Origin of the sequence: Paenibacillus sp. FSL M7-1455 (genome assembly GCF_038004655.1) — a bacterium.
Lineage (GTDB): Bacteria > Bacillota > Bacilli > Paenibacillales > Paenibacillaceae > Paenibacillus_AQ > Paenibacillus_AQ cookii.
In genome coordinates this window covers 428,395-454,281 of record NZ_JBBORO010000001.1, presented here as the reverse complement: position 1 = coordinate 454,281, position 25,887 = coordinate 428,395, and the positions used below count along the sequence as shown (strand labels likewise).

The window sequence follows — 25,887 nt, the reverse complement described above, 5'->3', positions numbered from 1 at the left end:
TCAGGAGAATTTTAGAGGGAGCTTGGGGGGCCGTCCACAAATGAAAATAAAACAAGTGCTGACCTTGAGGCATATTCTCATCTTGCTTTGCATCGCCATGCTGGTCCTGATCGCGTTCAAAGGGATCGACATGAAGCGCAAAATGGCATGGGTCGACGAGGCGGAGCGTTACTATCGGGAAAACAACCTCATACAAGCGGAGGAGTGGTACCGGAAGGCGGCCAACAACCGATCCTTTCATTACAAAGAAGCGTTGATCGCCAAACGCCTGAACGAGCTCGCGCCGGTTACGGAGATGAAAGCCACGCTGGCCCGCCTGGACGGGCGCGTGGAACGGACGGGTTCCAGCCAGGATTTTGCCGGCTTTCTTCAGGTTTACGGCGAATTCCAGGATGCCCGGAACAAGTTCATGAGCGCGGACAAACGGTTTGCGGCCGTTTACCCCAAAATTTCGGCGGGCTACGGCATTTCGGACGATATCACGCGTTATTTCAAAGAGTTCAAGGGCTTGTTTTACGGCCAGCTGGAGCAGCAGCTGAATCAAGGGCTCACGGACGAAGCCGGCGCAAAATGGAACCTGCAGGCGATTCCCGAAGCGTTTTACGGCGGGGCAGACGAAAAAACCAAGCAGCTTGGTGCCAAATTCAAAGATTTCGACGAAAAGCTGATGTCCCGGCTCGCCGGGGGCGGAAAATTCGCCCAGCTGCTGGATTATTCGCAAACGCTGATGGATGAGTATGAAGGGCGGAAGATCCAGGCGCCATGGGTCAAAAGCAAAACGGAAGAGCTCTCCCGGATGATTCTGAAAAAGGATGTGGACGGAGACCAGCCGGCCAATTACGCGCTTCACGCCAAAACCTACGAGTCTTACGTGCAAAGCGCCGGAATCAAATCCAGCCTGCTGAAGGAAATCGATCGGCAAATCCGAAAATGGCTGACCTCGGCGCAGCGGAAAATCAAAAACAACGACTACGAAGGGGCTATTGCCCTTTATGAGGCGTTATCCGCTTACCGGGACACATCGGATGAAGTGAAAAAGGCAAGGCTGGCCTGGACCGCTCATGACCCGCTCCGTCTGCTGCAGCTCGTCGGCCAGACGGCCAATTTCAGCCATGTCGGCGGCGGGGGCAGCCGGTTTGGCGGCAGCGCTTATGCCATCGGCTCGGATGACGGCAACGCCATTTATTTTGCGGTCATGAATGCGGACGAGACGGTGCAGGCGGCGAGCACACGCGAATTTCCGGGCGACGTCGCCATCCGGAACGTTTCGGTCGAAGAATCGCTCAGCACGAAAACGGCGCCGGTCCTTCTCGTCGAAGGCGAATCCGCCTCGCGAAAAGCGCTGTATGCGGCATACGAAGTTCACGGCAGCCAAATGACGCCGTTGTTTTTCTTCGAAGCCGACGGTTACGCGGTGCAGCCCGACCGTTCACTGCTTGTGACGAACCCGGCGGGCGTCGGCGAAGACGGAAGTGCGTCCGCCTCGCAAGAGGCGGTCTATACGCGGCAAGGGGACAGCTACCAGTTCGCGGGCTTCCAAAAGGATTACGCCGACATCGACGGAGCCGATCTGCTTGCGCATGAAAACGAAAAGGTAAGCTTCGCCTGCTATATCGTCTACGGCGGAGAAGGCCAGGCGCTGGCGCAGGTGGGCGCTTCTTACATCAAGCTGCGCGGCGATTACATGTTCAACGAGGGAACGAGCATAACCGTCGTCGGAATGTTCAATCAATTCGAAGACGTCATCCCCGGCGGCGACCCGCTGAATCAGCCGATCAATGTCCCGGTGTTTGACGTGGAACGCTTGGAATAAAAGAACGGGCGGCGCAAAATGTTTTTTTGCGCCGCCCGTTCGTGCATTCAAATGAGGCATATGAATTAATGATCTAGAAATTTTATGCCGTTAATTTATTTCACGTTTACGACCACTTTCGTCGACTTGCCGCCGAACGAAACGGTAATCGTGGCTTTCCCTTTGCCCGTCGCCTTCACCACGCCGTCCTTCACCGTTGCGGTCAGGATGCGCGAGGATTTCCAGAGCGCAGGTTTCGATACGTCCGATTCGCTTCCGTCGCTGTACGTGGCGGTTGCGGTCAGATTGAAGGTTTGGCCAACGCTCATGTTCAGGCTCACTTCGTTCGTTTGCAAATATTTCAGGACGTCCACTTCCACAGGAATACGGACGGTTTTATTGGCGTATTTGGCCGTAATCGTCGTTTTGCCGCTGCCGACCGCCGTTATTTTGCCGTTTACGACAGTGGCCACTTTATAGTTCGAGGTTTTCCATTCCGCTTTGCTGCTGACGTCCTTGGCGGAACCGTCGCTGAACGTTACCGTTACGGCCACGTTTGCGGTTTTGTCCTTCGCGCTGCCGGCCGTTTTCAAGAAGAGGAAATCAGCGCTGGCATCGATTTTGGAAATGACGTCGACTTCAACCTGCACGGTAGCCTTCTTGCCGCCGTATTCCGCCGTAATCGTCGCTTTCCCGCTCTTCAAGCCCGTCACGACGCCCTCGCTGTCCACGCTGGCTACCGAAGGGCTGCTCGACTTCCAGGTTGCTCTCTTGTTCAAGCCGTCCGGCGATTCCGGATCGTCCACGGCCGTCAAATCGATTTTCTTCTTATCTCCGGCGGACAGGATGATCAGGCTTTGCAGGGAGGTCAGCTCGCTGACGAGCCCCACCTCTACGGTCATCGTATACGTTTTGCCTTCATATTTCGCCGTGATCGTGGCGGTACCGGTGCCGACGCCCGTAACGACGCCGTTTTCGTCCACTTTGGCGATCTCTTCCTTGCTGGAGCTCCATTCGACTTTATCCGTGACCTGCTCCGCAGGTTTGTTGGCGCCGTAATCCAGCACGATGCTTGCCTGGTACGTTCCGTTCACTTTCAACGAGACCTTTTTCGAGGAAAGCTCGACCTTCAGAGGCATGTCTACCGCGACATGGGTCGTCACGCTAACGCCAGCGTAAGTCGCCGTAATGTCCGCTTCGCCTTTTTTATAGGCCGTCAAAAGCCCGTTCGAAACATATACGACATCTTCCTTGCTGGATTTCCACTGCGCTTTGTTTTGTACCATTTCCGTTTGCCCGTTGGCGTACGTTGCCTTCAGCTCAAGCTGATGCGTTTTGTTTCCGGACAGGCTCAAAGCTACGTCCTCGACCATATCCAAATGGCGAGGCACGTCGACGTCCACGTTGATCGTCACGCTTTTATCGCCGTATTTGGCCGTAATGACAGCCGTTCCCGGCGAATTCGCCGTCACCGCTCCCTGCTTCACGAACACCACTTGCTCGTTGCTGGATGTCCACGTTGCGTCTTTCGTCACGTCCACCGCGCCTTTATCCGGATATACGGCTTCCAGCTTGATCGGAGCCGGCAGCGACTCCTTGGCATGCAGGAAGATGTTCTGCTCGCTGGCCTGCAGACGGATCGCCTTGTCGACGTCCACCTGGATGGTCGCGGTCTGCGTGCCGTATTTGGCCGTAATGGTCGCCGTTCCCGGGCCGTAAGCGGTAATTTCGCCCTTAATGACGTCCGCTACCTCCGCGTTGCTGGTGGACCACTCGGCTTGCGCCGATACGTCGTTCTGCACGTTGCCGTCGGGATATGTAGCTTTCAGCTTTATTTGAACCGGTTTGTTCTCGCTGAGCAGCATCGACACTTGCGTCGTGCTTGGGTCTAATCGTTTTACGACTTCCACGCTGACCGGGACGGTTACCGATTGTCTGCCGTAAGCCGCCGTGATCGTCGCCGTTCCCGGGCCGATCGGCGTCACCTTGCCGTTAACGACCGAAACGACGTTGCCGTCGTCCACCGTCCACTCGGCTTTGTTCGAAGCGTCCGTGTCCGTGGAATTGTCCGTATAGGTTGCCGTCAGATGGATGGTCGGGCTTTCGCCCATTTTCAGGTCAAGCTTTTGCACGTCTTTCGTGAGCGCCTTGACCTTTTTCGTCACGTTGACCTGAACCGACTCGGTTTCGCTGCCGTATACGACAGAAACGGTCGACGTTCCTTCGCCTACGGCGGTAATCGTGCCGTTGTATACGGTGGCCACCGCGTTGTTTTTGCTGCTCCAATTTGCTTTTATCGTCACATTTTCGGTTGAATTGTCCTTATAAACGCCCGTCGCCGTCACGGATGCCGAATCGCCGATCTCCAGCGTAATCTGGGATTTCGATAGAACCAGCTTAGTCAAATCGGCAGCGGTGTTCGCAGCCATGCCGACCCCTGAATATGCCATGCACAATACGAGCACAAGCATCATGACAAGCATCTTCCGAAGCTTCTTCTGCAATGTTAATTCCCTCCAATTCTGTATTGACATAAACACATCATACCTCACATATCGGCCATCCGGCCGTCGAATATTAGGTTTTTTGAATGTTTTTCGGTTTTTTTTCGAAAAATGGGGCGAATTCGTCGAATTTTGGCCGTCGATTTTTTACGCGCTGAAAAAGCAAAAAAGCCAAGCTTCAGGCAACTATCCCTTCAAATGAACGTCTATATGGATATGGAGGTGCCAACGATGATCACAACCGACCATCCCATTGCAAGGCTGGCCGAGGAGCTGGTCCGAAAACATTTTGGCAAAAGGTCCCCGCTGACCGTCACGATCGGCATTTTGGAACAAGGCAACCAGTACTGCTGGGGACACGGGCAATCCCCGGGCTTCGATTATGCTTCCGCCATATACGAAGCCGGATCCCTAACCAAGGCTTTTACGAATACGCTTCTGTTCATTCTGGAACGGCGCGGCAAGCTCGGCTTGGCAGACACCGTCGGAACATACATACCTGAATGCGCCTCGAACCATGAGGTCAGCCGCATCACCCTGGAACAGCTGGGAACGCATACTTCCGGACTTCCCCGGCTGCCCGCGGGCTTGAAAGCCGTCATCGGAAACAAACTGAATCCTTACGAGCACTACGCGGAAGAACATCTGCTCCAGGATTTGCGGGCCTGCAAACCGCAGGCTCCGGGAAAATTCGAATATTCCAATCTGGGGGCGGGGCTTCTCGGATACATCTTGACCCGCTGCACGGGCCAAAGCCTCGAGGAGCTCGTTCGCGAAGAAATATGCGCGCCTTTGTTTATGGAAGATACGGCATTCCGCCTTCGTCCGGATCAGCAGCAAAGGCTCCTGCCCGTATATACGGCCAATGGCAAATCCGTCCCCCACTGGGATCTTGGCGTGTTGGCGGGGGCCGGCGGGCTGCGGACCACGGTCCGGGACCTGCTGCAGTTCGTCAAAGCCAACGTCGGCATGGGAGCCGCATCCGTGACGGCGGCCATGAAGGAGACCCAGAAGCCGAGACACCGGCTCGGCCGCGGCGGCGAAGCCGGCATGGGCTGGATGATCCGAACCGGCGTTTACCACGACAGCGTGCATTGGCATAACGGCGGCACGTACGGATCGAGCAGCTTTATCGGTTTCCATAAGGAGAAAAACATGGCGGTGATCGTGCTGGCGAACAACGGCAGCTTGGCGCTGGGGCCGTTTTCCATTCTGCGCCCGCGAAAAAACCACGTCGACGACATCGGCTTCGAACTGATCAAAGCGATGACCAAAACGATCCATTGAACCGTCCTTTTCGCATGCAAAAAAAAAGAAGGCGGGCCGGCAGCTTCGCTGAAGCATGCGGGACCCGCTTCCTTTTCTATTTTTTAACCCCTATTATTTGTTGTCCGCCGGCAGCGCGCAGGAACCGTCCTGGCACGCCAAATCGTCGGAACCGCCCACCATCTTCAGCGGGTGGTCTTCCTTCCATATTTCGTTCAGCGCGTTCGCGAACACTTCCTCGGGCTGGGCGCCGGAAATGCCGTATTTTTGGTTCACGACGAAAAACGGCACGCCGGTGATGCCGAGCTTCGACGCTTGGCCCTCATCCTCGCGGACTTCCGTTTTATAGGCTTCGCTTTCGAGCATGTCGGCCGCAGCCTTCGCGTCCAGTCCGATCTCGCCGGCCAGGCGCGCAAGCACCTCGCGGTCTCCCAAATGCTCCGAATCCGTAAAGTAAGCTTTGAAGAGCCGCTCCGTCATCTCGTAGCGTTTGCCGAACTCGCCCGCCCAATGCGTCAAGCGATGCGCATCCAGCATATTGGTAGGCTTCATCGTATCGAAGCGGTACGTCAGCCCCACCGTTTTCGCCTGTTCGGTCATGTTGTCGTTCATCTCTTTGGCGCGTTCGTAGCTCATGCCGTACTTGGACGCCAAAATCGCGTGCATGTCTTTGTCGTTATCGCGCGGCGCGCTTGGATCAAGCTCGAAGCTGCGGAACACTACTTCCACTTCGTTTTTATGCTCGAAGCCTTCCAGCGCCGCTTCGAAACGGCGTTTTCCGATGTAGCAGAACGGGCAGGCAAAATCGGACCATACTTCAACTTTCATTTGTCATCCTCCTCAAAGTGGTACGCTTAGGTTCGACTAACTGATACTTTTTTATACACAGAATAATCCAAAAAGAAAGGCAGGATTTCCTGCCGTCTAACTGTAACTATTTTATACACATTATATACTGAAGGTTTGGTTTCCGCAACCCGGGAAAGCAAACCATCTTCCGTTCGTCCGTATTCCGCCGTTACCCCGTCGTCGGCGTCGCAGCAGGCGCCGGTTCCTGCTCCGCGGGCGGTACGAGCGCATGCCGCTCCCAAGCCCGGCTTTTCCAGCGGAAAAACATGATGACGGCGCGCGTCCACTCGTCGGCCGCAATCGCCAGCCACACGCCGGCCAGGCCGAGATGCAGGCGGAACACCAGGAAATAACCGAGCGGCAGCGACATGCAGACCATCGAAATCAGCCCCATGTATACCGGGAAGCGGGCGTCGCCGGACGCGCGGAGCGAGTTGATGATGACGATGTTCACCGTCCGCCCCGTCTCCAGCACGATGCTGAGCAGGATGACCTGGGCCCCCATGCGGATGATGGCCAGGTTGTCGGTGAACAGGCTCATCAGCGGGGTGCGAAACGCGATCACGACAAGATCGATGACCACGGTCGCGGCCAGCGCCCATTTGACGCTTTGAAACACCCGCGCGTAGGCGTCCTGGTTGCGGCGCGAGCCGACGTAATGGCCGACGATGATGGCCGTCCCCATGCCGATCGCCATGCTGAACAAATAAATGTACATCGAAATGTTGTTGGCGTACTGGCGCGTGGCCATCGCTTCCGCCCCCAGGTAAGTCGCGTACATCGTAAAAACGAGCTGGCAGCTCTGGTAGACGATGCTTTCAAACGCGGAGGGAATGCCGATGCCGAGAATTTTGCGGACGTAGTCCCTGGATAAGCGGACGTAAAACCGCCACTCGACCCGCACCTCCATGATCCGGTACAGCAGCCACAAAAACATGCCGAAACAAATGAACCGGCTGAATACCGTCGATATCGCGGCCCCTTCCACGCCCAGCGCGGGAAAACCGAAGTGCCCGAATATCAGCACGTAGTTGCCGCCGACATGGATGAGGTTCATCAAAAACGAAACGACCATCGTTTCTTTCGTGAAACCGTGCGTGCGAATCGTAGCGGCCAGCGCGTTGATCAGCGCCTGCAGGAAAATCCCGCCCCCGACGATTCTCATATACGAGTGCGCATATTCAAATATATCCCCTTGCACGTTGAGCAGCCGCAGCATGAAACCTCCGAACGCGATAAACACGACGCTCAGGATCAGCCCGACCGCAAGGTTCAGCGTCAGCGCGTTTCCCGTGACCTGCGCGGCTTCAAGCTTTTTCCTGGACCCCAAATATTGGGCGACGACGATGGAGGCCCCGGTTCCGATCACTTCGAGCACCAAAATGGCGATCGACATGATCTGGTTGGCTGCCCCTACCCCGGATACGGCGTCATCCGAAACCGAACTGAGCATAAACGTATCCACGGTCCCCATCAGCATGAACAAAAACAGTTCCAGAAAGATGGGCCAGGTTAAACGCACAAGGCTGAGACGTGTGGATTCTGACCGTTCTTGTAAATCCATCGAATGTGCGGTCATAAGTCAGAAATCACCTTACTTCCTAAAAGTAAAATAAATGAAAACAATGGTATGTTAGCACACTTTTCATGAGATTACATTCCTTTCATCCAAATTTCATTCGAACAATTTTCAGGAAAACGGTTGCTTGGAAAAACCATGAAAAATCGCGCCGCTGCGGCCTTTTGGAGCATGCGAGGACAACACCTGCCCGCAGCGCCCAAGGCAGCGCTTACAGCGGCAGCAAAAAAAGTGTTGATAATTGGAAAACCATCCTCTATGATAAGGTCATCGGGCCGCATCAAAAATTAAAGCACTTTAACTTTTGTGATGTACTACCCGTGTAAAACCTAACACAATCAAGTAAAGTTTATCCCAAAAGTTAAAGCGTTATAATTTTAATTCAAAAGAAAGGTTGGTGTTTCCGTGACTCACCGCGAAAGCCGGCGGCAGACCTTGTACATGTACCTCTTCATTTCTCCATGGCTGATCGGGTTCCTCGTGTTCGCCTTGTATCCGATTCTGTCATCGCTTTATTACAGCTTCACGGATTACGACATCATCACCCGCCGAAATTTGTCGGACTCGCCAATTACACCGAGATGCTGCATAACGATCTGTTTTGGAAATCGGTCGTGGTGACGGTGCGGTATACGTTCATCAGCGTGCCGGTCCAACTGCTTCTGGCGCTCGGTTTTGCGCTGCTGCTGAACCAGAAAATACCGTTTCGCGGTTTTTTCCGCACCGCCATGTATTTTCCCAGCATGGTCTCCGGCGTCGCGATGTCGCTGCTGTGGTACTGGATTTTCAATCCATCGATCGGCCTGTTCAACTACGTGCTGTCCTGGTTCGGCATCAAAGGCCCGGCATGGCTCATGAGCCCGGACTACGCGCTGTACGCGCTGATGATCATGTCGTTCTGGACGGCGGGCTCCGGCATGATTTTGTTCCTCGCGGGACTGCAGGGCGTGCCCGCAAGCCTGGTGGAAGCCGCCAAGCTTGACGGCGCGGGACGTTTCCGGATTTTCCTGAACGTGACGCTTCCGATGATCTCGCCGGTGCTGCTGTTCCAGCTCATCATGGGAATCATCGACTCGTTCCAGGTGTTCACCCAGGCCTATGTCATGACCCAAGGGGGGCCGAACTACTCGACCTGGTTCTACGTGTACAATCTGTACACCAGCGCCTTCAAGGAATACCGGGCCGGATACTCTTCCGCGCTGGCGTGGGTGCTGCTGATCGTCGTCATGCTGTTTACGGCCCTGATCATGAAATTTTCGAACCGATTCGTTCATTACGAAGGAGGCGGACGTAAATGAGTACGATCCCGGCTGCAGGCCCCCAAGCGCCGTCTTCGCCGATCCGGTCCAGGCGCAAGATCGACGGGGTGCGCATCGCCAGCTTCATCGCCCTGATCGTCACCACCTTTCTGATGCTTTTGCCGCTGTTCTTTATGGTCTCCACCTCGCTGAAATCGAAAAAGGAGCTGCTGAAGTTTCCGCCGAGCTTTTTTCCGGAATCGTGGCAGTGGAGCAACTATAAGGAAATTTTCGAAACGCTGAACTTCGGCCAGATGTACATGAACAGCCTGATCATCGGCGTATTGACCGTCGTAGGCACGCTGCTGTCGTCGGCTTTGGCGGCATACGGCTTCGCGAGGTACCGGGGCAAGGGCAACAATCTGTGGTTCATGCTGATGCTCAGCACGATGATGCTCCCTTACCCGGCGATCATGATTCCGCAGTTCATTCTCTTTTCCAAGCTGAATTGGCTGGATACGTTTTTGCCGCTCGTCGTGCCCGCGTTTTTCGGGTCGGCGTACAACATCTTTTTGCTGCGGCAATTTTTTTCCACGCTGCCGGAGGAGCTGTTCGATGCGGGACGCATCGACGGCTGCAGCGAGCTGCGCATGTGGCGGCAAATCGCCCTCCCGCTTTCGGGCCCGGCGCTTGCGACCGTTGCCATTTTCGCCTTCATTTACAGCTGGAACGATCTTTTGACGCCCGTGCTCTACTTAAGCTCATCGGATAAGTTCACGCTTCCGGTCGGCATGTCTTCCTTCACCTCGTCCCGCTTCCGCATCCCGCCGTGGCATCTGCTTATGGTGGCTTCCGTGCTCGCCATGCTGCCGATCGTCACCTTGTTCGCCATCGCGCAGAAACGGTTCGTGGAAGGAATCGTGCTCACAGGCATCAAGTAAAGGCCCCGCCGCCAGAGGGGCGGCATCGACTCTTGAATAGATGGGGGATACCGTTCATGAAAAGGAAAAGGATCAAAAAGACGTTTACGCTTCTGCTGGCAAGCACCACGCTGTTGGCTCTGATGCTGTCCGGCTGCGGCGGCGGCAAGTCGGCGGTTGACGTCGCTCCCGCGGGCGATGGGGATACCGGCAAAACCGCTTCATCCGGCGATCAGGTCACCATTACGCATTACACCATCGATTCGGAAGACCGCACCTTTATCGAAAAGCTGATTCCGGATTTTGAGGCCAAACATCCGAACATCAAGGTCAAAGTGGAAAAAGCGCCTTACGAGCAGTTCGACAGCAAGCTGCAAACGATGATCGCCGGCGGCAAATCGCCCGACGTGACGAGCCACTACGGCTACGGCGGGTTCGCGGAATACTACAACAAAGACATGCTGCTCGACATGAACGACATCATTAAAGAAGACGGGTTCAAGGCATCCGACTACAACATCCCGGAAAACCTCATGAACATCTACACCATCAAGGACCATGTATACGGCATTCCGGTCAATATGTACGTCACGCTGATGCTCTACAACAAGGATATGTTCGATGCGGCCAACGTGCCTTATCCGCCAAGCGATTACGAGGATAAGAGCTGGACGTTCGACAAAATGGTGGAAGACGCGAAAAAATTGACCCACGTCTCCGACGATATCGCCAAAACGCAATACGGCGTCGATTTCACCTGGTCCGAACGCGACATGCGTCCGCTGTACTTCGGCGTTGAGCCATACTCCCAGGATACCTGGACCAACGGCGGCGTGCCGTCCGAAACCCGTTTCGACTCGCCGGAAGTCATCGCGGCCTATAACAAGCTGTACGGTCTGATCTTTAAAGACAAAGTATCCCCGACGACCGAATGGAGCAAAAGCGTCGCCGGGCAAAACGGCGATGCCTTCGTCACCGGGAAGCTCGGGATGAGCATCGGCGGCTCCTGGAACCTGGCGGGCTCCAACGACTTCCCGTTCAAGGTCGGCGTCGCGGCCGTGCCGGCGGGCGGGAACGACAAGGTGCGCAGCGTGCTGTTCGTCGATCCGCTCTTTATCCTGAAAGGCTCCAAGCATCCGAAGGAAGCATTCGAGTGGATCAAATATTTGGTCAGCGACGAAGTCCAGGAAAAATCGATCGAACTGAGCGGCGGCAACCCTCCGGTCAATACGAAGGCGGCCGAAGCCTATTACAAGCATTTTGACGGCATCGATCCGGCGGACGTGAAAAAGGTATACGAAGGCGCGGTGAAATACGGGTTCGAATCCTACAACCACCTGATCACCAACTATTCGCAAATCAACGACATGTTCATCAACGAGATGCAGCCGCTCGATACGGGGCATAAAACCGTCGAAGAAGTCATGCCGACGGTGCAGAAAAAGGTGATGGAAATCATCAAACGCAAATAAATAGGAAGTGCCGTCCCGGAACCGGGACGGTATCTGTTAATTTCGCTTCGCGGCGGCCTTTCGTCCATGTATACTAATGTTAAGCTGCAATAAAATGTACGGAAAATCTGCCGCAAGGAGAATAAAAACGATGAAGGTTAGTATATTTGATGTTGCCAAAAAATCAGGATTGTCGGTTGTGACGGTGTCCAGGGTATTAAACGGCGCCGAAACGGTGCGCGAGAAAAACAGGCAAAAGGTGCTTGACGCGATCAAGGAGCTCGACTACCGCCCCAACGCCGCGGCGCGCAGCCTCGCCCGGGGCAAAACAGGGATCGTAGGCTTGATCGTCACCACGCTCCAGGACTCCTTTTTCGACGCCGTCGTCAAGGAGCTGAACGAAGTGCTTGCCCTTCACGGCTATTTTCTTGCCGTCTCGGTCTCGACGGGCATCGGCTCCGACGAAGCCCATTACCTGATTCAGGAAGACCGCGTCGACGGCCTGATCCTGCTGTCGCCGATGGAAGAGGACAACTATATCGTGGAGCTGAAGCGCCGCAATATTCCTTATGTTCTGATCGACAACCAGAAGCCCGAAAACGACGCTTTTTCCGTGACGATCGACAACTACAAAGGCGGTTACGATGCGGCGAAGCATCTGATCGACCTCGGACATACCCGGATCGCGCACCTGAGCGGACAGGAAATGTTCCGCAGTACGAAGGAACGGCGCAGCGGCTTTCTGCAGGCGCTTGAGGAAAAGGGCATCCGGCCGTTCGAAATGGTTACCGGCGAATTCGAAATCGCTTTTGGCTACGAGACGTGCCGCAGATGGATTCGCGAAGGACAGCTCCCTTCCGCCGTCTTCGCGGGGGACGACAACATTGCGCTTGGCGTCGTCAATGCTTTGATGGAAGAAGGCATCCGCGTGCCGGATCAGGTTGCCGTCGTCGGTTATGACGATCAGCAAATATCTTCGCAGCTGCATCCTCATCTCACGACCGTCCGCCAGCCTGCCGACCGGATCGGCCTGGCTGCCGCGGATATGCTGCTGAAGCGGATGGACGGCACGATGAAACGCGGATCGAACGTCAAAATCAATCCTGAACTGATCATCAGGGAATCCACCGCCGCAACGACAAATCAATAGGAGTGACGACCATTGGCTTACTACTTGGGAATCGATGGGGGAGGAACCAAAACTTACGCCCTGCTGACGGACGAACGCGGCAATGTGCTTGGCAAAGGCGTCAGCGGCAACGGCAATCATCAGATTGACCGGAGCCTTGCCGCGCAAAGCATCCGCGAAGCCGCCGAAGGCGCGCTAAGCGAAGCGGGCCTTACGAAAAGCCAGCTGTCGCATGCCTACTTCGGGCTCGCCGGGGCGGACCGCGAAGCGGATTACCGCATCCTGCATCCGCTTATACAGGACATCGGCTTTACCCGGAACTATACCATTAATTGCGATACGATGATCGGCCTTCGGGCCGGCACGAACCGCCCGTACGGCGTTGCGCTCATCTGCGGCACCGGAACCAACGCCGCGGGGCGAAACCCGGCGGGCATGCATGTCCAAGTCGGCGGCTTCGATTATATGTACGGCGATTTCGGCGGCGGCGGTTCGCTGAATATCGAGGTCTTCCGGTCCGTCATCCGGGCCTGGGACGGGCGCGAGCAGCCGACCAAATTGACGCCGCTGCTGCTTGGATTCCTGGGATACGACAGCGTCGGCGACATGTTCGACGACTTTCAGGACCACGGGAAGCATGTGCCCGTGCACGCCGCCAAGCTGCTGTTCGAAGCGGCCGCCGAGGACGACGCGGTAGCCTTGGAGATTCTGTCGCGCCAGGGGATCGAGCTCGGAAAATCAGCGGTGGCGGTCATTCGCCGGCTGGGCATGCAAAACGACACCTTTGACGTCGTGCTGGCGGGAAGTCTGCTAACAAGGGGCGACCGCGGCTGGATTCGCGGCCAAATCGAGCAGGCCGTTGCCGGCACGGCTCCGAACGCAACGATCGTTACGTTATCCACGGAACCTGTCGTCGGCGCGGTCTGGTCGGCCATGGAAGCCGACGGGATCCCGGTAAGCCGGGAGGCGTATGAACAAATGCGGACCTTCCGCGACTTCGAGCATATTCCGTTAGCAGCAAGGTAATCCCTTTTGAATCCATCCATTTCATTCATGTGAGGAGCGTGCAGACATGGCATCTGAACAAGGACTCAAAATCGCCGTCATCGGCGGCGGATCTTCTTATACGCCGGAGCTCGTCGAGGGCTTCATCCAGCATTACAACGAGCTTCCCGTCCGCGAGCTGTGGCTCGTGGATATCGAGCCGGGCAAGCGCAAGCTGAATATCGTCGGCAACTTGGCGAAACGCATGATCGAAAAATCCGGCCTTCCGATCGAAGTCCATCTCACGCTGGACCGCCGCGAGGCGATTCGGGACGCGGACTTCGTCAGCACGCAGATGCGCGTCGGCATGCTGGAGGCGCGCGGACGCGACGAATCCATTCCGCTCAAATACGGCGTCATCGGGCAGGAAACGACGGGCCCCGGAGGCATGATGAAGGCGCTGCGGACGATTCCGGTGCTGCTCGACATTTGCCGCGACATCGAAGAACTGGCACCGAATGCCTGGCTTCTGAACTTCACCAACCCGGCCGGCATGGTAACGGAGGCCATTTTGAAGCACACGAACGTGCGCAGCATCGGTTTGTGCAATGCGCCGATCGGGCTGGTCAAGCGGACCGCGGCCAAATACGGCGTCGCAACGGACCGGATTTATGCCGAATTCGTCGGCCTGAACCATCTGCACTGGGTGACTCGCGTCGACGTGAACGGCGAAGACAAGCTGGATGAGTTGCTTGCCGATACCGCCGGCTACAGCGCAAGCAACGTCCCGGCAAGGGAATGGAATCCCGAGTTTCTCCAGTCGTTGCGCGCCCTTCCTTCCTACTATTTGAAATACTTTTACATGACGGACGCCATGCTCGAAGAGCAGCTGGAATCCTTCCATAAAGGCGAAAACCGTGCCGAAGTCGTGAAACGCGTCGAAGAGGAGCTGTTCGAGCTGTACAACGACCCGGACCTGAACGAAAAACCGAAACAGCTGGAACAGCGCGGCGGGGCGTTTTATTCCGAAGCGGCCGTGAATCTGATGTGTTCGCTATATAACGGCAAAAACGACATCCAGACGTTAAACGTCGCCAATCAGGGCATCATCGGTTTCCTGCCGGACGACGCCAGCATCGAGGTGAACTGCGTCGTCACCAAAAACGGCCCGCTGCCGCTGCCGTTAACCAAGATCCCGCCGATGGCGACCGGTTTGATCCATGCGGTGAAAACGTACGAACGCCTTGCCATCGAGGCCGCCGTCACCGGCGACCGGGGCCTTGCCATTCAGGCGCTGGCGCATCATCCGCTGGTGCCTTCGGTGGAAGTCGCCATCAAGATGCTGGATGAAATGCTTGAAGCGAACAAAGCGTATTTGCCGCAATTTTTTAAAGCGTCGGAGACGGGCATTTCCTGATTTTCAGCACAGCCGCCTCCGAAACCTGTTAATGGAATATACGCAAAAAAGAGACTGCCGCGGCAGTCTTTTCTTATGTTCCTTAGTGATGCACAGTTGGGGCGGCATCCGCCGTCTTGGCCGGATGAATCGAGCTTCGAACCAGCAGCAGGTAGCACAAAATCGAGCATACGTCCGCCCCGGCGATGACCAGCCCCATCGGCAGCGCCGACGTGCTGCCGCCCAGACCGACCAAAGGGCTGACGACCCCGCCGAAAATGTACGACAGAAGCCCGAGCAGCGCCGATGCGCTGCCGGCGGCATGGCCGTAATCCTGCAAAGCCAGCGACGATCCGGCCGTGCCGACGATGCCGACGCATGATACGACGATAAACAGCGGCGGCAGCACCGCGGCGATCGGTGCTTTGACCGCAAGCAGCAGCAGAAGCGCCATGCCCCCGGCCGTGGCCAAGGCAATGCCGGTCACAAGCAGCTTTTTCTCGCTGACCTTTCCGGCGAGCCGTCCCGTGATTTGCCCCGCGATAATAATGCCGATGCCGTTCATGGCAAAAATGAGGCTGAACACCTGCGGGCTTACCCCGTAAATATTTTGCAGCACGAACGGCGAACCCGAAATGTAAGCAAACATGGCGGCGGAGATGAATCCCGAACTTAACGCCAGCCCCATGAATTTGCGGTCCCTCAGCAGCACGCCAAAGGTTTTAAGCGTATTGGCGGTACCGCCTTTGGAACGTTTGCTTGCCGCAAGCGTCTCCGGCAGGCCGAAAAAAACCGCCAGCAGCATCACGATGCCGATCCCCGCCAGCACGATAAACACGCCGCGCCAAGAGGTGAACTGAAGGAGCTGTCCCCCCACGATCGGCGACAGGATCGGGGCCGCGCCATTCACCAGCATCAGCATGGAGAAAAATTTCGTCAGCTCCGAGCCCGAATACATGTCCCTGACGATGGCCCGCGAAATGACGATCCCGGCCGAACCGGCGATCCCTTGAATGAATCGCAGCACGATCAGCATTTCGATGGACGTGCTGAACGCGCATAACAAAGAGGACAAGCCGTATACGACCATGCCGGCCAACAGCGGAATGCGCCGCCCGCGCACGTCGCTCAGCGGCCCGGCAAACAGTTGTCCGACCGAAAGCCCGATCAGGCACGAAGTCAAGCTGAGCTGCGTCAGCGACGTCGTCGTATGCATCGTTTCGGCCAAAATCGGCAGCGAAGGCAAATACATGTCCAGCGAAAAAGGACCGAAAGCGGATAATGCCCCAAGAATGATTATCATCCAAAGCCTGCTTGGGCTCGGGCGCACAGTCAGCCTTTCTTCTTGACCGCCGCTTTGAACCGATCGCGTCGTTAATGGTTTGCTCATAGGATGTCACTGTTCCTCCTTTGAATCTGTTACAACATAGGCGCCCCGCATTTCTGCCAAGCCCGGAGGGCCAAGCCCCCTCTTCCCCGTGTTCATATCCATCTATTGTAGCTCATTTCCCTCCCGAAAAAGAACCCTAAATTGCAAACTCGATATCCATGCATGCATTGGCAAGCCGAACACTGAACCGCGTTTTATAAAGCACGCCCATCTCCCCACAAGACGCAAAAATGCCGGGACCCATGGACCCGGCATTTTTTTCGAATACGCTCTTGAAAGGTTATTTTTTTCCTTGAACCGTTGCTTTCGCATCGGCTTTGACAATCGAAACAGGGTTGGACAGCACGCTTTTCTTTTCCCCGACGCTAAGGATGTAGACATAATAGGAATTTTTATCGCTTAGGCGGTTTCCCGCGACGTCGGTATCGTCCGCCTTAAATGTGACGGCGTACTCTTCATTGACGTTAATGAATTTCATGTTCGAGTCGATGCTTTTTGCCGTCGCCGTCTTCAGGGTAAAATCCTTTAACGTCGCAGGGACGACCATCACGGCATATTTTTGAACCTGGCTCTCGTTTGCCGGCTTTTTAAAAGAGACATCGATCCCGCCATCGGCCCATTTTGCCGTGATATTCGTCGGCACTTGCGTCAGATCCCTTAAAACAACCTCCGCAGGATTGGACAGCGCGCCGGTTCCGGTTTTGGCCACGGACAGCACATAAACTTTGTAAGGGGTCTCTTCGGCCAAAGGTTTATTATCCGTATCCTTTGTCGAATCGCTCATCGCCCCGCTAAAATCGCTTCCCACCTGAACTCTCGTAAATTGACCCGACGCCAGCGCATTTTCAAGGTTAAGGTCTTTCGATCCGGGCACGATGAAAATCCGGTATTCTTTAATATTGGCTTCGTGATCGGCGCGGGTAAACGAGATTTTCAGATCCTTTCCGTTATGCTCGTCTCCGGCATCCGTCGCGCTCAGCTCTTTGACCGGTGAAACCGGGAGCAGCGTATCCAGCGTGATGGCTTCGGAAGCGGCAGACAGCGCATAATTGTTGTGGTTTCCGACGGAAAGGACAAAAATTTTGTACGATATTCCGTTACGGATGAAATGGCCGTCGGAGTCTCTGGCATTATCGTCCAAGACCACCTCGTAGCTTCCTTTATTGCCGTTTTCCACGGCTTTGTAGTAGCCCAGATTGGCCGCGAGTTTTTGGTTAAAGCTTCCCGCTTCGCTGGACTTTACGGCGATGATCCGGTACTGGGACACGTCGTCGCCGTTATCCGCGCGGGTAAAGGTTACCTGCAAATCGCTGCCGTTGCCCGCGTCACCGATATCCTTCACGGCCACGTTTTTGGCCGGTCCCACCGTAAAGGTCTGCGACAAGCCGATTGCCTGGGAAGGAGCGGACAATGCATGGGTATCTTCCTTTCCTACGGACAGGATAAATACCTTATATTTGGTGTCGCCTTGAATCAACCGGCCGTTGACGTCCTTCGCATCCGCGGCGAGCGTGCGGGTGATGTTGGAGCCGGTTTTGCTGACGGCCGTATAATTCGAGCCGGATACGGCCAAGGCATCCGCCAGGGTAAAGTAGCCGGCATCCGAATCTTTGACGACCAGGATCCGGTATTCCCTGATATTTTGTTCCTCATTTGCCCGCGTGAACGAAACCTGCAGGTCGCGGCCGTCGCCGTGATCGGCAACGTCGTTAACGGACACGTTCGTTGCCGGATAAACGCTCGCGTTCCCCGCCAACGTGATGGCCGAAGAATACGAAGACAGCACATTTGTCCCGTACGATCCTACCGAAAGCACGAACACGCGGTAGCTGACCCCGTTGCGGATCGACTGTCCGTCCACGTCCCTGGCTCCCGAGGCGAGGGTTCTCGTGATGTTAGATCCCGTCTTGTCGACGGACGTGTAGTTCGAACCGGAAACGGCGTTGGCCTTGGACAAGTTGAAACTATTGGCGTCGGAGGACTTTACCACCATAATCCGGTAACCGCTCAAGTTGCTTTCGTCCGCAGCCCGCGTAAACGAAACTTGCAGGTCGCGGCCGTCGCCGTGGTCGGCGACATCGTTGACGGACACGTTCGTCGCCGGATATACGTTTGAATTCCCCGTCAAAGTAATAGACGCAGAATACGAAGACAACGCATTGGATCCGTAAGATCCCACGGAAAGCACGAATACGCGGTAATTGACCCCGTTGCGGATCGAATGTCCATCCACGTCCCTGGCGCCCGAAGCGAGGGTTTTCGTAATGTTATAGCCCGTTTTGCCGACGGATGTGTAGTTCGAGCTGGACACGTTATTTGCATCCGACAAGCTGAAATAAGGAGCGTCGGAGGCTTTAACGACCATGATCCGGTATCCGTAGAGATTGCTTTCATCCGCGGCCCGGTTGAACGAAACGCGCAAATCGCGGCCGTCGCCGTAATCGGATACGTCGCTGACGCCGACGTTCGTTGCGGCGTAGACGTCCGAACCTCCGGAATTCCCGTACAGCACGACGGCATACGATGGCGCCGAAAGCGCGTAGTTGCCGTTGTAGCTACCCGTTCCCACCGCCATGACAAAGACGCGGTAGGCGACGCCGGAGCTGATCAGCGATCCGTCTACGTCTCTGGCCCCGTAGGACAAGGTTTTGCTGATGTTATTACCCGTTTTGCCGACTTCCGTATAATAGGAGCTCGACAGGTTCCTTGCATCGGATAGCGAGAAGCTGCCCGCCTTGCTGTCCTTGACGACGAAAATCCGGTAACTGCCGATCCGGGATTCGTCGGAAGAGCGGTTAAACCGCACGTTCAGATCGCGGCCGTCGCCGTAATTGCCAACGTCCTGCACGCTGGTAATGACAGGAGCGGCGATCGGATTCGATGCCAGCGCAAACGACGGCGAACCCGCGGAAAGCTGGTTCGAGGCGTTGCTGCCGCTTGCGACGGAAAGCACGAAAATGGTATAAGAAACGCCGTTTTTAATGTATTCCCCGGAAGTATCCCTGGCGCCCGAACTTAAAGTCGTCGTAATCGTGGAGCCGTTTGTTTTGTTTACTGTCGTATAATTGGCGCTTGCCGCGTTGTTAGCCGTATTCAGGTTGAAGCTGCCGGCATCCTTGGTCTTCACGACCATGATCCGGTAGTTCTGGATGTTGGCCGTATTCGACGGCTGGTTAAAGCTGACCGAGATATCCCGTCCGTCGCCGTAATCGCCGACATCCGCCGCTTTGACGCCGGAGACCGCGTTTACGGGCGAAGCCGTCGACAGCGTGACGGTTGGAGATATGCCCGACAAGGCGCTGGCACCCTTCTTGGCTACCGTTAGCACATAGGCGTTGTAAGGCTGATTGGCCCGCAGCAGCTCGCCGGTGACGTCCCGCGATTGCCCGGACAGGGTGATGGCCAAATCGCTGCCGGTCGGCCGCACCGAGGTATAATATCCGGTGGATAACGCCTGGGACAGCGTATATCCGTACGCGTTTGCGGACTTGACGATCAGGACGCGGTATTCGCTGACGTTCGTCTCGCGTTGGACCTTCGGAAAGCTTACCTCCAGGTCGCGGCCGTCGCCGCTTTTCCCGATGACGCGCGCGGTCACGTAAGAAACGGCATTCACGGCAGTGTCCGAAGTGACGATGTTGACGGTCTGCGTGCTTTGATTCCACAGCACCTGCGCGCCCAACGTCTCGCTGACGAACCGGACCGGCACCATGGTCGTTCCCTTCAAGTTTTGCGCAGGCACGTCAAGCGTCACCTTTTGCTGATTCACCGTCGCCGTTTTGGCGCCGATTTTCAGCACGATCGTGATGTCGTCGCGTATGGCCGTGACCGTGCTTGTTTTTTGATTCCACAGAATCTTGGCGTCAAACGCCTCAAAAATGGCCCGCATCGGCAGCATGGTCCGGCCCTTGGTCATCGTGGGCGGCTGCAGCGGGTTCAGTTTCACCCCGTCGACGTATACGCTGATCGGTTTCGGTTTGGCCGCCGCCTGCACCGCTCCAGCCGGAAGGGACAAGGAAACGGCCATCAGCACGGCCACGAGCATAATCCAAAGCTTTTTCACGGTTCTCCTCCTCTTGGTTTTGTGTAAAAAAGGCTACACTTATTTGACGGGAGAACGGGTTGAAATGTTTTCCATCCCGAAAAAAATATATCGGCCAGATGCCCTGGCTTTCCAAAGCCGAAACGCAGCAGAAAAAAGCCCTGCCGGCCAGGCAGAGCTTGTTGTTTTCAGGATTTGTTTTTATGCAGCTTGACCAGCTCGTTAAAGGCCAGATAAATCGACCAAATTACCAGGATGAGTCCGACAAATTGCAGCAGGTAAATGAGATAGGGCTCGATTTTGGTAACGGACCCGAAAAAGGTTTTGAAAAGGGACAAAGGCTCCTCCGATGAGAGCTGCATGAGCATAAATCCGATAATAAAGCTGATCAGAACCGTGACTTTTTTCTCCAAAGAACAAGGCCTCCCGTCATGCGCACCACATAATATATATTCCAATATAACCCATATGGTATATATTGTCTATTGCATCACGAACATGAAGTTTTGGCCAAAATCCGGGAAAACCGGTCTATACACGCAAAAAACCGGAACCCTCCCCCTCGCGGGAATGGCTCCGGTCTTTCGACAGGCACGGGCCCCTATTTATTCCTTGAAGCGGTATTGTCCCCAAGCGGGACGAAATGCTTTTCCGGGATGAAAAAAGGCTCGCGCGCCACGATGTCGGACGGATTATAACCCAAGCAATCCATCTCGGGCGCCGATAATCCGGTGCTCCACTTGGCCCTGAATTTTTCGGCATTCGCCAGCGAAGAGCGTTTGTAGTCGAGCCGGTTCGATGCGAACGTCCCCTGCCCTTCATGGTGGATAAAAACATCCTGCGCGACCCACAGCCGTTTGCCGCCGATGCGGGCCCGGATGGAAAAGTCGTCGTCCTCGTAGTTGCCCGGAAAAAAACGCTCGTCAAAGCCGCCGATCCGCTCCAGCAAACGACGGTGGAACAGCATGCAGAAGCCGACCAGCTTATGCGCGTAAAAGCCGGAGCCTGCCTGCTCTTGCTGCCGTCTGGCTGCATAAGCGTCCAGTTGTTCAAGCGTCGGCCACTCAGCGTGGGGAACTCTCTGGATCGGAGCCACATGATTGGAAACCGGCCCGACGATGCCGATGTCAGGGTCCCGGAAAAGCGCGGCATACAAACCGGAGAGCCAACGCGGCGTTACGACGGTGTCATTGTTGAGCAGCAGGATAAAATCCCCGGAAGCCTCAAGCATGCCCTGGTTGTTGCCTGCGGCGAACCCCCGGTTTTCCGCGTTGGCGATCAGCTTGACGTCCTCCATCGAATTCCAAAATTCCAGCGTTCCATCCGTGGAGCCGTTATCCACGGCAATCCATTCAAGCGGCTCTTCCGTATGGCGCATTACGCTTTCAACGCATCTTCGCGTCAGGTCCAGACCGTTGCGGGTAAGCATGACGATCGAGGTAAGCGGCATCGATAACGCCCCCTTTTTTAATGATAAACGGATGGCCTACAATCCCGATGTGTTTAAAATAAACGGAATCATCCGCCCGTACGGCGTATCGCCGGGCAGGATGATCCCCAGGCCGTTGTTCGAACGCAAAGCATGCCAAGACAGGTCAAACGTCGTTTCCTTCAAAAAATCCTCGACGGCCGTCAACACGCCATTGCGTTCCCCATGTTCGACTAGGGCGTTGTGGACCATATGGTTGAAGCCTCCGCCGGGTACGAGCAGCGGATTGCCGGGTTCCACCCCTTGCATGGCGCTGGGTTTGCGGTATTCCTCCGGAATGCTCTCGGGAAAATAGTACATATCCCGCCGTCCGTACGGCCAATCGATGTCATGCAGCATGACGACGGGGAAGGCTCCGGTCGAAAGGGCCATCCGCTCCACCTGCTTTAACTCATGGTATACGGTATACCAGTTATGGTCGCCGTCGATCAGGATCATGTCGTAGGGCTCTACCCCCGGGAGCGCCTGCAAACTGAAATCCTTGACCATTCGGAACGATTCCCCATAATAATCCGACAACAAATCCGCATCGAATTGCGGAGCAGGATCGATGACCGTGCATTTGCTGCCGGTATGATGGCAATAATCCAGAATCTTGAACGTGTTCAGCCCCGTCAGCGATCCGATTTCAACGATATGCGCCGGCTGCGCGGCGATCATCACCGGTTTGATGACCTTTTCCCAGAAACGGTGCATAGCCACTCTCCTGACCTGAAGATTGTCGAAAACCCCATCCCAATATATGAGCTTTTCAGCGGTTTCATGCTTGGCGTCCAAGGTAAAAAGAGCCTGCGGCGGTCTGCTTTCCGAATTTTCGTCATACATATGACTGAAGTCGCTTGATGCCTTTTCCCGCAGCCCATCAGCAGATGCATATTCGCAGCCTTTGTACCATCGGCTAAAATCTCGCCGCCCGGTTTTCGTTCCGGGATGGGAAATTCGGGTGCTTGAATCGTCCTGCATGCAAAGGAGTGAGAAGATGATTACCATCAGCTTGTGCATGATCGTCAAAAACGAGGAGAAGTCGCTGGAGCGCTGCCTTTCTTCCGTTCAAAAAGCGGTGGATCAAATGATCATTGTCGATACCGGCTCCACGGACAACACCAAGCAAATTGCACGCAAATTTACCCGATACGTTTACGACTTCGAATGGATCGACGATTTTGCCGCAGCGCGCAACTTTGCGTTCAGCCATGCGGAAATGGATTATATTTTATGGTTGGACGCGGATGATATTTTAAAGGAGGAAGATCTCGAAAAGCTGCTCGAACTGAAACAAAACCTGGACCCCGGCGTCGATTCCGTCACGATGAAATATCATCTGGCGTTCGACGAGCACGGCAACGTCATATCCAGCCTGCGGCGCAACCGTCTCGTCAAACGAAGCAACGATTTCCGCTGGATTGGGGCGGTCCATGAATATCTCGAAGTCGCCGGGCGGATTATCGACAGCGACATTGCCGTGACGCACTGCGGCGATGAGCGGGACAGCGACCGGAACCTGAACATTTATATGAAACGGCTGGCCAAGGGAGAGGTCTTCACGCCGAGGGATACTTATTATTTCGCCAATGAGCTCAAGGATCATCGCTTCTTCGAACTGGCCGCCGTCTATTACCGGAAGTTTCTGGATGAAGGAAAGGGGTGGGTCGAAGACAATATCGCGGCCTGCGGCAAGCTGGCGGATTGTTATCTCGAGCTGGGCGACAACGCCAATGCGCTGGCCTTTACGCTGAAATCGTTCGAATACGGCGCGCCCCGGCCGGAATTTTGCTGCCGCATGGGATATCATTTTCTGCAAGCCGGGGACTATGCGGCAGCCGTTTATTGGTATAGGCAAGCGCTGGAAAATCCGGCTCCGGCCAACACCTGGGGCATGCAAAATTTAAGCTGTTCCACCTGGCTCCCCCACCTCCAGCTCTGCGTCTGTTACGATCGGCTCGGCATGCACCAGATCGCCTATCATCATAATGAAGCCGCAAGGCAATATCAGCCCGATCATCCCTCCGTGCTTCAAAACAAAGCCTACTTGGAACAAAAGCTGGGGATCATCCCCGTCGAAAATTCAGAAGAAACGGCCGACTCATAACGCAACGGCGTTAACGGTCGGGCGAATGCGGACGAACCGCCTTTCCGGAGCATGGCCTCAACCGGAGGGCGGTTTCTTTTGTTTGCGTTTGCCTCGAAAGTACATTTTACGGATCAAAAAAAGGGCTGCCCCGAAGCCCTGCGGCTTCTGGGGACAACCCTTGTTGTTGCTGCTTACGACATGCGGGATAGAAACGGCGTCAAATCGACGTTCAGCGCCGCCGCCAGACGTTTGCCCAGCTCGGCGTCCGCACGGTAGAAATTGCAGATCGCGAGCAGTTTCGTCTGTTCCGCTACAGGCTCCAGGTCAGCGGCCAAATTGCCGATCAGCTGCTCCTGGACCTCGGGGGAATATTTCCGGAACACTTGGCCGGCCTGGCCGAAATCGTTCGGCTTGTCGATTTTTTCGCGGGAAACGGTGCCCCGCACCGGCTGCGGCACGTCCTTGTAGGCCGGGTCTTCCTTCGGCGTATGCTGGTAGCGGTTCGGCTCGTAGTTGATCCGGTCGGACGGCTGTTTGAACGCCATCGCCCCGTCGCGCATATTGTTGCTTACCTTCGCGAACGGGCAGTTGATCGGAAGCTGCAAATAGTTCGGCCCGATGCGGTAGCGCTGGGTATCGGAATAGGAGAACAGCCGTCCCTGCAGCAGCTTATCCTCCGAAGGTTCGATGCCCGGTACAAGCACGCCCGGATTAAAGCCCACCTGTTCCGTTTCGGCAAATACGTTTTCCGGGTTCCGGTTGAGCGTCATCGTTCCTACCAGCTGATAAGGAATGTCCTCCTCGAACCAGTCTTTCGTGGCGTCCAAAGGATTGAAATCGAAGCTGTCCAGATCCGCCGGATCAAGCACCTGCACGTACAAATCCCATTCCGGGTAATCGCCGCGCTCGATCGCTTCATACAAATCGCGGCTGGCATGGTTGAAGTCCTTGCCCTGGATTTGCGCCGCTTCCTCCCGGCTCAAGTTTTTGATGCCCTGCTTCGGAACCCAGCGCAGCTTCACGTACACCGTGTTGCCGTATTCGTTGATCCACTTGAAGGCGTGGACGCTGGAGCCTCGCATTTGGCGGTAATTGGCCGGAATGCCCTCGTCCGTAAAGAGGTGGACCAGCATATTCGTCGATTCGGGCGACAGGGACATGAAGTCCCAATAACGGTCTTCCTCTTGAATATTCGTGCGGGGGTCTGGCTTCAGCGCGTGCACCATGTCCGGAAATTTCATCGCGTCCCGGATAAAGAAGATCGGCAGGTTGTTTCCGACGAAATCATAGTTGCCTTCCTCCGTGTAAAATTTGACCGCGAAACCGCGCGGGTCCCGGAGCGTTTCCGGGGAATGCTGACCGTGGATTACCGTGGAAAACCGGGCGAATACCGGCGTTTCCTGTCCTTCTTTTTGCAAAAATGCCGCTTTCGTGTACCGTTTCATGCTGTTGATGACCTTGAAAACGCCATGGGCTCCCGCTCCCCGGGCATGCACCACGCGTTCCGGAATGCGTTCCCGGTCGAAATGCGCCAGCTTCTCCAGCAGCTGATAATCCTCCAGCAGTGTAGGTCCGTTCTGCCCCGCCGTTCTGGAATTTTGATTATCGCCGATGGGCGCGCCTTGATTCGTCGTAAGTTTGGCCATAAGGATCATGCCTCCTTGATTTATTTTTAAATTAGAATAATTCTAAATAAGCAACTCGACGTCATTTATTGTACCCTCATTGAAAATGAAAATCAATACTAAATTATAATTATTCTAAATTAATCGTATGCGCTCTTTTGC

19 protein-coding genes are annotated in these 25,887 nt (G+C 55.4%); 10 read left to right on the top strand and 9 right to left on the bottom strand.

What is annotated here, in order from left to right:
* Positions 1–40: 40 nt before the first annotated feature.
* Positions 41–1,813, top strand: coding sequence for a hypothetical protein (locus tag NYE48_RS01980; protein ID WP_340996567.1), 1,773 nt, complete (start codon positions 41–43; stop codon positions 1,811–1,813).
* 95 nt (positions 1,814–1,908) lie between these two features.
* Here the strand turns inward: NYE48_RS01980 and NYE48_RS01975 are convergent, their stop codons facing one another.
* On the bottom strand, positions 1,909–4,296 hold the full coding sequence (locus NYE48_RS01975) for an Ig-like domain-containing protein (protein ID WP_340996565.1): 2,388 nt from the start codon (positions 4,294–4,296) through the stop codon (positions 1,909–1,911).
* Between the two features lie 231 nt (positions 4,297–4,527).
* Here NYE48_RS01975 and NYE48_RS01970 point away from each other — a divergent pair, with 231 nt between their 5' ends.
* A complete protein-coding gene (locus tag NYE48_RS01970; protein WP_340996564.1) occupies positions 4,528–5,583 on the top strand; it encodes a serine hydrolase domain-containing protein in 1,056 nt (351 codons plus the stop codon).
* Between the two features lie 93 nt (positions 5,584–5,676).
* Here the strand turns inward: NYE48_RS01970 and NYE48_RS01965 are convergent, their stop codons facing one another.
* Both NYE48_RS01965 and NYE48_RS01960 read right to left on the bottom strand, forming a co-directional pair.
* On the bottom strand, positions 5,677–6,390 hold the full coding sequence (locus NYE48_RS01965) for a DsbA family oxidoreductase (RefSeq protein WP_036709532.1): 714 nt from the start codon (positions 6,388–6,390) through the stop codon (positions 5,677–5,679).
* Between the two features lie 190 nt (positions 6,391–6,580).
* Entirely contained in the window at positions 6,581–7,990 is a 1,410-nt protein-coding gene (locus tag NYE48_RS01960) for an MATE family efflux transporter (protein WP_036709528.1), read from the bottom strand.
* A 68-nt stretch (positions 7,991–8,058) separates the two neighbouring features.
* Here NYE48_RS01960 and NYE48_RS01955 point away from each other — a divergent pair, with 68 nt between their 5' ends.
* From NYE48_RS01955 to NYE48_RS01925, 7 genes are all read left to right on the top strand, one after another.
* The gene (locus tag NYE48_RS01955; RefSeq protein WP_340996562.1) at positions 8,059–8,316 is read left to right on the top strand and encodes a hypothetical protein; all 258 of its coding nucleotides are present in this window, start codon (positions 8,059–8,061) and stop codon (positions 8,314–8,316) included.
* Between the two features lie 255 nt (positions 8,317–8,571).
* Complete coding sequence (locus NYE48_RS01950; RefSeq protein WP_340996561.1) at positions 8,572–9,288, top strand: carbohydrate ABC transporter permease; 717 nt, start codon at positions 8,572–8,574, stop codon at positions 9,286–9,288.
* Complete coding sequence (locus NYE48_RS01945; protein WP_340996560.1) at positions 9,285–10,169, top strand: carbohydrate ABC transporter permease; 885 nt, start codon at positions 9,285–9,287, stop codon at positions 10,167–10,169. Before NYE48_RS01950 ends, NYE48_RS01945 begins: the two co-directional genes overlap by 4 nt.
* Before the next feature lie 56 nt (positions 10,170–10,225).
* Positions 10,226–11,620 (top strand): ABC transporter substrate-binding protein, encoded by a 1,395-nt coding sequence (locus NYE48_RS01940; protein ID WP_052146958.1) that lies wholly within the window; start codon positions 10,226–10,228, stop codon positions 11,618–11,620.
* A gap of 130 nt (positions 11,621–11,750) precedes the next feature.
* Positions 11,751–12,749: a LacI family DNA-binding transcriptional regulator gene (locus NYE48_RS01935; protein ID WP_340996557.1), complete on the top strand. Its 999-nt coding sequence runs from the start codon at positions 11,751–11,753 to the stop codon at positions 12,747–12,749.
* Between the two features lie 12 nt (positions 12,750–12,761).
* A complete protein-coding gene (locus NYE48_RS01930) occupies positions 12,762–13,754 on the top strand; it encodes an N-acetylglucosamine kinase (RefSeq protein WP_340996555.1) in 993 nt (330 codons plus the stop codon).
* A 46-nt stretch (positions 13,755–13,800) separates the two neighbouring features.
* The gene (locus NYE48_RS01925; RefSeq protein ID WP_340996554.1) at positions 13,801–15,129 is read left to right on the top strand and encodes a 6-phospho-beta-glucosidase; all 1,329 of its coding nucleotides are present in this window, start codon (positions 13,801–13,803) and stop codon (positions 15,127–15,129) included.
* Between the two features lie 82 nt (positions 15,130–15,211).
* Here NYE48_RS01925 and NYE48_RS01920 read toward each other — a convergent pair whose 3' ends face one another.
* The 5 genes from NYE48_RS01920 to NYE48_RS01900 form a co-directional block, all read right to left on the bottom strand.
* The gene (locus tag NYE48_RS01920; protein WP_341000585.1) at positions 15,212–16,411 is read right to left on the bottom strand and encodes a multidrug effflux MFS transporter; all 1,200 of its coding nucleotides are present in this window, start codon (positions 16,409–16,411) and stop codon (positions 15,212–15,214) included.
* Between the two features lie 367 nt (positions 16,412–16,778).
* Positions 16,779–20,561, bottom strand: a complete 3,783-nt coding sequence (locus tag NYE48_RS01915; protein ID WP_340996553.1) for a copper amine oxidase N-terminal domain-containing protein — start codon at positions 20,559–20,561, stop codon at positions 16,779–16,781.
* A 167-nt stretch (positions 20,562–20,728) separates the two neighbouring features.
* Positions 20,729–20,953, bottom strand: a complete 225-nt coding sequence (locus NYE48_RS01910) for a hypothetical protein (RefSeq protein WP_036709509.1) — start codon at positions 20,951–20,953, stop codon at positions 20,729–20,731.
* A gap of 188 nt (positions 20,954–21,141) precedes the next feature.
* Positions 21,142–21,990, bottom strand: coding sequence for a glycosyltransferase family 2 protein (locus tag NYE48_RS01905; protein WP_036709508.1), 849 nt, complete (start codon positions 21,988–21,990; stop codon positions 21,142–21,144).
* Between the two features lie 36 nt (positions 21,991–22,026).
* The gene (locus NYE48_RS01900; RefSeq protein ID WP_340996550.1) at positions 22,027–22,725 is read right to left on the bottom strand and encodes a class I SAM-dependent methyltransferase; all 699 of its coding nucleotides are present in this window, start codon (positions 22,723–22,725) and stop codon (positions 22,027–22,029) included.
* Between the two features lie 283 nt (positions 22,726–23,008).
* Between NYE48_RS01900 and NYE48_RS01895 the strand changes: the two genes are divergently transcribed.
* The gene (locus NYE48_RS01895; protein ID WP_212949512.1) at positions 23,009–24,118 is read left to right on the top strand and encodes a tetratricopeptide repeat-containing glycosyltransferase family 2 protein; all 1,110 of its coding nucleotides are present in this window, start codon (positions 23,009–23,011) and stop codon (positions 24,116–24,118) included.
* 173 nt (positions 24,119–24,291) lie between these two features.
* On the opposite strand, the gene NYE48_RS01890 is transcribed toward NYE48_RS01895, so the two are convergent.
* Positions 24,292–25,746, bottom strand: a complete 1,455-nt coding sequence (locus NYE48_RS01890; RefSeq protein WP_212949510.1) for a catalase — start codon at positions 25,744–25,746, stop codon at positions 24,292–24,294.
* Positions 25,747–25,887: the final 141 nt, after the last annotated feature.